The sequence below is a fragment of the Pseudomonas sp. genome (assembly GCF_028293835.1).
In the GTDB taxonomy this organism is placed as follows: Bacteria; Pseudomonadota; Gammaproteobacteria; order Pseudomonadales; family Pseudomonadaceae; genus Aquipseudomonas.
The window spans coordinates 1-9,180 of the sequence record NZ_JAQGNX010000117.1 but is presented as its reverse complement, the minus strand read 5'-3'; the positions used below and the strand labels follow the sequence as shown (position 1 = coordinate 9,180).

General features: G+C 56.2%; 7 protein-coding genes and 1 pseudogene. 6 read left to right on the top strand and 2 right to left on the bottom strand.

Going from position 1 to position 9,180, the window contains the following annotated elements; genetic code table 11:
- Positions 1-185, top strand: a pseudogene (locus JWR17_RS16975) (hypothetical protein); the annotation flags it as partial.
- Between the two features lie 144 nt (positions 186-329).
- Here the strand turns inward: JWR17_RS16975 and JWR17_RS16970 are convergent.
- Together JWR17_RS16970 and JWR17_RS16965 are read right to left on the bottom strand one after the other, a co-directional pair.
- A complete protein-coding gene (locus JWR17_RS16970; RefSeq protein WP_299833097.1) occupies positions 330-1,553 on the bottom strand; it encodes a CaiB/BaiF CoA-transferase family protein in 1,224 nt (407 codons plus the stop codon).
- 42 nt (positions 1,554-1,595) lie between these two features.
- Positions 1,596-2,777 carry an acyl-CoA dehydrogenase gene (locus tag JWR17_RS16965; protein WP_299833096.1) on the bottom strand — a complete coding sequence of 394 codons (1,182 nt, stop codon included), beginning with the start codon at positions 2,775-2,777 and terminating at the stop codon, positions 1,596-1,598.
- A gap of 155 nt (positions 2,778-2,932) precedes the next feature.
- Between JWR17_RS16965 and JWR17_RS16960 the strand changes: the two genes are divergently transcribed.
- The 5 genes from JWR17_RS16960 to JWR17_RS16940 all read left to right on the top strand — a co-directional run bounded on the left by JWR17_RS16960 (position 2,933) and on the right by JWR17_RS16940 (position 8,883).
- Entirely contained in the window at positions 2,933-3,853 is a 921-nt protein-coding gene (locus tag JWR17_RS16960; RefSeq protein ID WP_299833095.1) for a LysR family transcriptional regulator, read from the top strand.
- Between the two features lie 419 nt (positions 3,854-4,272).
- Positions 4,273-5,394, top strand: a complete 1,122-nt coding sequence (locus JWR17_RS16955; protein WP_299833093.1) for a Re/Si-specific NAD(P)(+) transhydrogenase subunit alpha — start codon at positions 4,273-4,275, stop codon at positions 5,392-5,394.
- Positions 5,395-5,405: 11 nt separating this feature from the next.
- Positions 5,406-5,741: an NAD(P) transhydrogenase subunit alpha gene (locus JWR17_RS16950; RefSeq protein WP_299833092.1), complete on the top strand. Its 336-nt coding sequence runs from the start codon at positions 5,406-5,408 to the stop codon at positions 5,739-5,741.
- Positions 5,741-7,192, top strand: a complete 1,452-nt coding sequence (locus JWR17_RS16945) for an NAD(P)(+) transhydrogenase (Re/Si-specific) subunit beta (protein WP_299833091.1) — start codon at positions 5,741-5,743, stop codon at positions 7,190-7,192. The genes JWR17_RS16950 and JWR17_RS16945 overlap by 1 nt, the downstream gene beginning before the upstream one ends.
- A 197-nt stretch (positions 7,193-7,389) precedes the next feature.
- The gene (locus JWR17_RS16940; protein ID WP_299833090.1) at positions 7,390-8,883 is read left to right on the top strand and encodes an acetyl-CoA hydrolase/transferase family protein; all 1,494 of its coding nucleotides are present in this window, start codon (positions 7,390-7,392) and stop codon (positions 8,881-8,883) included.
- The last annotated feature ends 297 nt before the right edge of the window (positions 8,884-9,180 follow it).

Below are 9,180 nucleotides of genomic sequence, written 5' to 3'. Positions count from 1 at the left end.
ATTTCACGAAGCTTCAAGGTTTCCCTTGTTACTTCAACCACTTGCGCTTCGATCAACTTCACGTTGCTCGGCAGCGGGAGGCGAATTCTACAGCGTTTCAACTCGCTGTCAACTGCCTTTTTTCACCGCTTCCGATCACCGCGATCGAAGCCTCTTGCTCGCATCTGAACTGGCTAACTCATTGATTACCAAGGAGTTTCGGTTTCATCTGCTCCGGAAGAGCTGCGAATTATAGGCCCGGAAAAAGTTACGTCAAGGGTTAATCGATGCTTTCCATCAAAAACACTCAAACAGCCCGAAACAGCACGCTAATGACTGCCTATATATAGCTACAACACGCCAGCCTGGCGCAAGCCGGCTAAAACCTCGCTATCCAGACCCAAGATACGTACCAACACTTCAGACGTATGCTCCCCCAACAACGGCGGCGCGCGGCGATATTCAACCGGCGTTTCAGACAATCTGATAGGGCTCGCAACCTGAGGCACACTTCCAGCCAAAGGGTGAGGCATCTTAATAGCCAACCCCCGCGCCAGAACCTGTGGGTCTGCGAACACTTGGGCCAGTGTGTTAATCGGCCCACATGGCACGCCAGCTTGCTCCAACTGTGTCACCCACTCGGCAGTTGTCTTGAATACAGTCGCCTGCCTGATCAGGGGGATAAGCTCAGCGCGATGAGCAACACGCAACGTGTTGGTCAAAAACCGCGGATCTACCGTCCACTGCGGCTGACCTGCCACCTCGGCAAACTTTCTGAACTGGCTGTCATTGCCTACGGTCAGGATAAAGTCGCCATCGGCGGTAGGAAAATCCTGATACGGCACGATGTTCGGATGGGCATTGCCCAGTCGCCGTGGAGCGACCCCCGTGGTCAGGTAGTTCATTGCCTGGTTGGCAAGGCAAGCAACCTGCACATCAAGCAGCGCCATGTCGATGTGTTGACCTTCCCCCCCTTGATCCCGATGCGCCAGTGCCGCGAGGATCGCAACGGTCGAGTACAGCCCGGTAAGGATGTCGGTCAAAGCGACACCCACTTTCACCGGACCCGCGCCGTCATCTCCTTCTGGCCGACCGGTAAGACTCATTAACCCACCGAGCCCCTGGATCATGAAGTCATAGCCGGCTCGCTTGGCATAGGGACCCGTCTGCCCAAAGCCGGTGATCGAGCAATAGATAAGCCGCGGATTGATAGACTTCAGCGATTCATAATCCAATCCATAAGCAGCCAGCCCACCTACCTTGAAGTTCTCGATAATGATGTCGGACCTGGCAGCCAGGTCCCGCACCAACTTCTGACCTTCAGGCCGAGTGAAGTCGATGGTCACCGACTCCTTGTTCCGATTGGCCGACAAGTAGTAAGCCGCTTCACTGGTGTTCTCACCCTCGGCATCCCTCAGAAAGGGCGGACCCCAAGCACGAGTATCATCACCATTACCGGGACGCTCGACCTTGATCACCTCCGCCCCGAGGTCCGCGAGGATTTGTCCGGCCCAGGGACCAGCCAGAACTCGCGACAAATCGAGAACCCGTAGATGTGAAAGCGCACCCATCAACCAACTCCTTTATTTATGAATCCACGGCCAAAATGCAGCTACTTAATAGAAGGCCTGGATACCGGTCTGAGCGCGGCCCAGAATCAGCGCATGCACATCATGCGTACCCTCGTAGGTATTCACGACCTCAAGGTTGACCAGATGCCTCGCAACGCCGAATTCATCGGAGATGCCGTTACCTCCCAACATGTCCCGCGCCATGCGAGCGATATCCAGGGACTTGCCGCACGAGTTACGCTTCATCATCGAAGTGATCTCCACCGCCGCAGTGCCTTCATCCTTCATGCGCCCCAGACGCAGACAGCCCTGCAGAGCCATGGTGATTTCGGTCTGCATATCCGCCAGCTTCTTCTGAATAAGCTGGGTAGCGGCGAGCGGCCGGCCAAACTGCTGACGGTCCAGCGTGTATTGGCGTGCGGTGTGCCAGCAGAATTCAGCCGCCCCCAACGCGCCCCAGGAAATCCCGTAACGTGCAGAGTTAAGGCAGGTAAAAGGCCCTTTAAGACCACGAACGTCAGGAAAGATGTTTTCTTCGGGAACGAACACGTTGTCCATCACGATTTCGCCCGTGATAGAAGCCCGCAGGCCAATCTTGCCGTGGATAGCCGGCGCGGTAAGGCCCGCCCAACCTTTCTCCAGAACGAAACCACGAATGTCGCCCGCATCGTCCTTGCCCCACACCACGAATACGTCCGCGATAGGGCTGTTGGTGATCCACATCTTGCTGCCGGACAACCGATAACCGCCGTCGACTTTTTTCGCACGCGTGATCATCGCCCCCGGATCGGAGCCATGATTGGGTTCTGTGAGGCCGAAACAACCGATCCACTCACCCGAGGCCAGCTTGGGCAGGTACTTTTGCTTTTGCGCCTCCGTGCCGAATTCATTGATCGGCACCATCACTAGGGACGACTGCACGCTCATCATCGAGCGATAACCAGAATCCACACGCTCGACTTCGCGAGCGATCAAGCCGTAACACACGTAGTTCAAGCCGCTGCCACCGTACTGCTCAGGAATAGTCGCGCCGAGCAGGCCCACGTCGCCCATCTCACGGAAAATAGCGGTGTCGGTGCGCTCATGGCGGAAGGCTTCCAGGACTCGCGGCGCCAACTTGTCACGAGAGAACTGCTCAGCGCTGTCGCGCACCATGCGCTCTTCTTCAGTGAGTTGTTGATCCAGCAACAGTGGATCAATCCAATTGAAGCTTGCTTTGCCGCCCATGAGCAGTCCTCGCGAATCAGAATTAAGTCGTGGACTGATCCTAGGCCGCGCTTTCGAATAGGGCAAACGAGGTTTTCGCATACTGTTGTGCTAATTTATCACTCCGTGATCATTCAGAAAGCCATATCTGAGATTTACGAGTGAGGTGAAGGTACATGCGCAGAAAGATCCCTAGCACCACTGCGTTGATTAGCTTCGAAGCCGCAGCCAGGCACGAGAGCTTTACCAAGGCGGCGCAGGAGCTTTCCATTACCCAAGGTGCCATTTGCCGACAGATCGCCGGTTTAGAGGAGTTCCTCAGCGTTGAACTGTTCCGGCGCTCACGACGTGGAGTAAAGCTGACCGAAGCGGGGCTCTCTTACAGCCGCAGGGTGGCAACGCAACTGGATGCTGTGGAACGTGACACGTTGTCTGTCATGGGTCAGCAGGGCGCCAACGTGATTGAGCTGGCGGTGGTGCCAACATTCGGCACTCAGTGGTTACTGCCACGTCTTAAAGATTTTCAGCAGCGTCATCCCGACGTCACGGTCAATCTCACCAACCGCACCCGCCCTTTTTTGTTTGCCGACACCGATTTCGACGCAGCAATCTATTTCGGCGATGCGGATTGGTCAGGCACCGAGTCCCACCGCCTGATGGGAGAGAACCCGGTTCCGGTGTGCAGCCCGCGCATGCTGGGCGGTCGTGACAGCCTGAGCGCCGAAGCGATTGCCGAACTGCCATTGCTGCAACAGACCACCCGCCCTTATGCGTGGCGACAGTGGTTCAGTGCATTGAATCTGAATATTGCGCGGGACATGACAGGCCCACGTTACGAGCTATTCTCCATGCTCGCCCAAGCCGCGATGCATGAGATGGGGATCGCATTGATTCCGCCGTTTTTGATTCAACGCGAACTCGCAGAGAAGCGCTTGGTGATTGCCAACAGCCACGCACTCAAGAGCATCAAAGCTTATTACCTGATGGTTCCGGAGCGAAAAATGGAATCAGCGTCCTTACGCGCTTTTCGGGATTGGCTGGTGGGTGAAGCGAAACGCTACGCCCAAGCCACCGAAGGTCCTACAGAGGCTCGCTAGTTATGTAGCACGCAAACGGGCATGCCTACAGATGTACGAATATGTCGCTTTTACGTCACCTGCTCGACTGCCATCAGAAAAAGAGCCGCGCCAGTGAAACCGGGGCCTACGGGCGATCAATTTAAGGAATAGGAGCTATTCCCTTCAAGAATCGCTTGAAACAGGTAAATATCGCGAAACATGCTACAGACCACGTGTTACGTGGCTTAGGCGGGAAAACAGCAATGCGCGGTCACAGGGTGACTTGTAGTTCATTTTCAGTCTCCTTTCATAAGTGGTTGAAGGCAGCGAAGTTCGCCTGCAAAATGCCGCGCCCCGCCTCTAAACAGCGGGATCGTGCTGATCGGCCGAACCAGTTGTGCCATCCGTAGCGCACTGGCCTATTCGAAACAAGAACAAGATCATGCAGGAGATTTGACGTGCACATTGGTGTTCCTCTCGAAACCCAAACGGGTGAAACGCGGGTTGCCGCGACCCCCGAAACTATCAAGAAGCTGATCGGCCAAGGCCATCGAGTTACCGTTCAAAGTGGCGCGGGCATTCTTGCCAGCGTTACTGACGGTGCCTATGAAACTGCCGGCGCTACCATTGGCAGTATGACGGATGCATTTGGTGCGGAGCTGATCCTCAAGGTCGCCGCCCCCAACGATCAGGAACTCACGCAAATCAAGACCGGCACGGTTGTGGTCGGGATGCTCAATCCCTTCAACAACGAAACGATTTCGAAAATGGCCGAATGCGGCATTACTGCCTTCGCCCTCGAAGCCGCGCCGCGCACCTCCCGCGCGCAAAGCCTCGACGTCTTGTCCTCCCAGGCCAACATCGCCGGTTACAAAGCTGTGCTGTTGGCCGCTCATCACTATCCGCGCTTTATGCCGATGCTGATGACAGCCGCCGGGACCGTGAAGGCCGCACGCGTGCTGATCCTCGGGGCCGGCGTCGCTGGCTTGCAAGCCATCGCAACCGCGAAACGTCTGGGTGCAGTGATTGAAGCGTCCGACGTGCGCCCTGCGGTTAAAGAGCAGATCGAATCCTTGGGTGCGAAATTCGTCGACGTGCCGTACGAAACGGACGAAGAACGTGAAGCCGCCGTCGGCGTGGGTGGTTATGCGCGGCCAATGCCTGCCAGCTGGATGCAGCGTCAAGCGGTAGCGGTTCACGAACGCGCCAAACTGGCAGACATCGTCATCACCACGGCGCTGATTCCTGGCCGTAAAGCGCCGGTGCTGCTCAGCGCTGACACCGTGTCGCAGATGAAGCCCGGCTCCGTGGTTATCGACTTGGCCGCCGCCCAAGGCGGCAACTGCCCGCTGACCGTGGCCGACCAGGTGGTGATTGAGCATGGCGTGACCATCATCGGTCATACCAACTTGCCCGCGATGGTCGCTGCCGATGCTTCGGCATTGTATTCGCGCAACCTGCTGGACTTCATGAAGCTGCTGTTCACCGCAGAAGGGCAGCTACAGATCAACCTCGAAGACGACATCGTCGCCGCGTGCCTGATGTGCCGCGACGGCCAAGTCATCCGCAAGAACGCCTAAGGACTACGACGATGGAAGAGTTTATCTCCCCCGGTATCTACAACCTGATCATCTTCGTGCTGGCGATTTATGTCGGCTTCCATGTGGTCTGGAACGTTACACCTGCACTGCACACCCCGCTGATGGCCGTCACTAACGCCATTTCTGCGATCGTCATCGTCGGCGCCATGCTTGCGGCGGCACTGACCGTCACTCCGCTGGGCAAGACCATGGGCACGCTGGCGGTCGCTTTGGCTGCGGTGAACGTGTTCGGCGGCTTTTTGGTCACCCGGCGAATGCTCGAGATGTTTAAGAAGAGAGCGCCGAAAGTTAAAGGCCTGCCTGTAGAGCAAGGGGCGCAGAAGTAATGAGCATGAATCTGGTAACACTTCTGTATCTGATCGCCTCGATCTGTTTCATCCAAGCGTTAAAGGGCTTGTCACACCCCACCACGTCTCGACGCGGCAACTTTTACGGCATGCTCGGCATGGCGCTGGCGGTGATCACTACCATCGGCCTGGTGTACAAGCTGGGTGAGATGTCCTTGGCCCAGGGCGGCGCTTCGGCTGGTATTGGCTACATCGTGATTGGCTTATTGGTGGGCGGCACTGCCGGCTCGATCATGGCCAAGCGCGTTGAGATGACCAAGATGCCCGAACTGGTAGCGTTCATGCACAGCATGATTGGCTTGGCGGCGGTATTTATTGCCATAGCGGCGGTAGTCGAGCCGCAGTCGCTGGGCATTGTTCATCACCTTGGCGACAGCATTCCTGCGGGAAACCGTCTGGAACTGTTCCTTGGCGCTGCCATTGGTGCAATCACCTTCTCCGGCTCCGTGATCGCATTCGGCAAGTTGTCAGGCAAGTACAAGTTTCGCCTGTTCCAGGGTGCACCGGTACAGTTCGCGGGTCAGCACAAGCTGAACCTGGTGTTGGGCTTGGCAACCATCGCATTTGGCGTGATCTTCATCATTACCGGCAACCTGGGCGCATTCGCCCTGATGCTGGCACTGGCGTTTGTCATCGGCGTGTTGCTGATCATCCCCATTGGTGGTGCGGACATGCCCGTCGTGGTCTCGATGCTTAACAGCTATTCCGGTTGGGCAGCTGCGGGAATCGGCTTCTCGCTGAATAACTCGATGCTGATCATTGCCGGTTCGCTGGTGGGTTCAAGCGGTGCGATCCTCTCCTACATCATGTGTAAGGCGATGAACCGTTCGTTCTTCAACGTGATCGGCGGAGGTTTTGGCGGCGTGACGGATGTCACCGGTCCAGCGGGCGCCAAGGAGGCACGTCCGGTCAAATCCGGTTCGGCCGACGACGCCACATTCCTGCTGATGAACGCCGATACCGTGATCATCGTTCCCGGTTATGGCCTGGCGGTGGCTCGTGCACAACACGCGCTCAAAGAACTGACCGAGAAGCTCACCCACCGCGGCGTGACCGTGAAATACGCGATCCACCCGGTTGCCGGGCGGATGCCCGGGCACATGAACGTGCTGCTGGCCGAGGCCGAAGTGCCTTACGACCAAGTGTTCGAGATGGATGACATCAACTCCGAGTTCGGCCAGGTCGATGTGGTGCTGGTGCTGGGCGCCAACGACGTGGTTAACCCGGCGGCGAAGAACGATCCTAAGTCGCCGATTGCCGGCATGCCGATTCTCGAAGCGTTCAAGGCCAAAACCATCATCGTTAACAAGCGTTCCATGGCCAGCGGCTATGCAGGCCTGGACAACGAATTGTTCTACCTAGACAAGACCATGATGGTGTTCGGTGACGCTAAAAAGGTCATCGAGGACATGGTTAAAGCAGTGGAATAATCCGTTAGGCGACGTCACAGCTTCGCTTTACTCTGACCCCAGCGCGTATATCGGCTGGGGTTTTTTACATTTACTGCAACAGTGTTTTACATCGAAAACCGCAGATTAGAGCCCTTGGATGCGACCTTGGTAGCGGGACGGAAAAAACGCAACTCACTAGACTGAGGCCTTGCTTCCGATACCCGAGATGACTACCCATGTACCGTGATCGTATTCGTTTGCCTTCTCTATTAAGCAAGGTAATGAGCGCGTCAGACGCTGCTGCCTTGATTCAAGACGGCATGACCGTTGGCATGAGCGGATTTACCCGCGCAGGTGAAGCCAAAGCCGTGCCTCAAGCACTGGCAGAGCGCGCCAGGCATTCGCCGCTGAAAATCAGCTTGATGACCGGCGCCAGCCTGGGCAATGACCTCGACAAACAACTGACCGAAGCGGGCGTCCTGTCCCGGCGCATGCCGTTTCAGGTCGACAGCACGCTGCGTAAGGCGATCAACGATGGCAGCGTGATGTTCATCGACCAGCACCTTTCCGACACCGTCGAACAACTGCGCAATCGCCAGATAAAAGCGGTCGATTTGGCGGTGATCGAATGTGTCGCCATCACCGAAGAAGGGCACCTTGTTTTAAGCACGTCGGTTGGTAACTCAGCCAGCTTCGCAATTCTGGCCAAACAGGTGATCGTCGAGATCAATCTCGCGCAGCCGTTGGAGCTTGAGGGTCTGCATGACATCTATATCCCCAGCTACCGCCCGACGCGGTTGCCAATACCTATATTGAAGGCGGATACGCGTATCGGCAGCATGGCGGTGCAGATTGACCCGGCCAAGATAGTCGGCATCGTGATCAGCAATCAGCCGGATTCACACTCGACGATTTTGCCGCCCGATGTAGACACTCAAGCCATTGCCGGTCACCTGGTCGAGTTTTTCAAACATGAAGTACGGGAAAATCGCCTGACTGACAGCCTGATGCCACTCCAGGCAGGCATCGGCACTATCGCCAACGCAGTGATGCACGGCTTGATGGATTCACCGTTCCACGATATGACCATGTATTCCGAAGTGCTTCAGGACTCCACCTTCGATCTGTTCGACGCCGGAATTCTGAGCTTCGCCTCGGGCAGTTCCATGACTTTATCAGCGGCCAAGCACGTTGAGGTGTTCAAGGACCTCGGGCGCTACAAGCCGCAACTGGTGCTGCGCCCGCAGGAAATTTCCAATCACCCCGAAGTCATCCGGCGCCTGGGCATCATCGGCGTCAACACTGCGTTGGAATTTGATCTGTACGGTAACGTCAACTCCACCCACGTTTGCGGCACGCGAATGATGAACGGAATTGGCGGCTCCGGGGATTTCGCCCGTAATGCGCACTTGGCAATCTTCGTGACCAAGTCCATCGCCAAAGGTGGCGCGATTTCCAGCGTAGTGCCAATGGTCAGCCATGTGGACCACACCGAGCACGACGTCGATATCCTGGTCACAGAGCAAGGCTTGGCCGATTTGCGCGGCCTCGCGCCCCGTGAGCGGGCGCGAGCAATCATCGATAACTGTGTGCACCCAGCTTATCGCGAAGCGCTCAATGACTACTTTATCGCAGCATGCAAACTGGGCGGCCATACCCCTCATGTCTTGCGCGACGCACTCAGTTGGCACTTGAACCTGGAAGAAACCGGAAAGATGCTCGCCGACTGACCGTGCAGTTGCTGACTGCAAGAGAATTTTCCACAGTCGGCAAACTGTAAACGCACTCTTGGCAAAAAAACTGTACTGCTGTACTGGTCTCAAATCCGACCAAAACCGGAAAAACACGCCACGATTTGATAAAAATGCACCGATAAAGTGCACACCAGTACAGTTGCCCCGTTTTAGGACAAAACAGTGCCTATAAACAGTTAACTGGACCAGCACAATTGAGTTGAACTGTGTCTAGTGAGTCTTGCCAAGAGAGAGGAAGATCAATCTCAGTTAAACCACTACCTAATCCCGCCA

Bases quoted from the DNA above. Each gene is read 5' to 3' on its own strand.
- JWR17_RS16950 (WP_299833092.1), top strand. From the start codon at position 5,406: ATGGAAGAGTTTATCTCCCCCGGTATCTACAACCTGATCATCTTCGTG.
- JWR17_RS16945 (WP_299833091.1), top strand. From the start codon at position 5,741: ATGAGCATGAATCTGGTAACACTTCTGTATCTGATCGCCTCGATCTGT.
- JWR17_RS16965 (WP_299833096.1), bottom strand. From the start codon at position 2,777: ATGGGCGGCAAAGCAAGCTTCAATTGGATTGATCCACTGTTGCTGGAT.
- JWR17_RS16960 (WP_299833095.1), top strand. From the start codon at position 2,933: ATGCGCAGAAAGATCCCTAGCACCACTGCGTTGATTAGCTTCGAAGCC.
- JWR17_RS16940 (WP_299833090.1), top strand. From the start codon at position 7,390: ATGTACCGTGATCGTATTCGTTTGCCTTCTCTATTAAGCAAGGTAATG.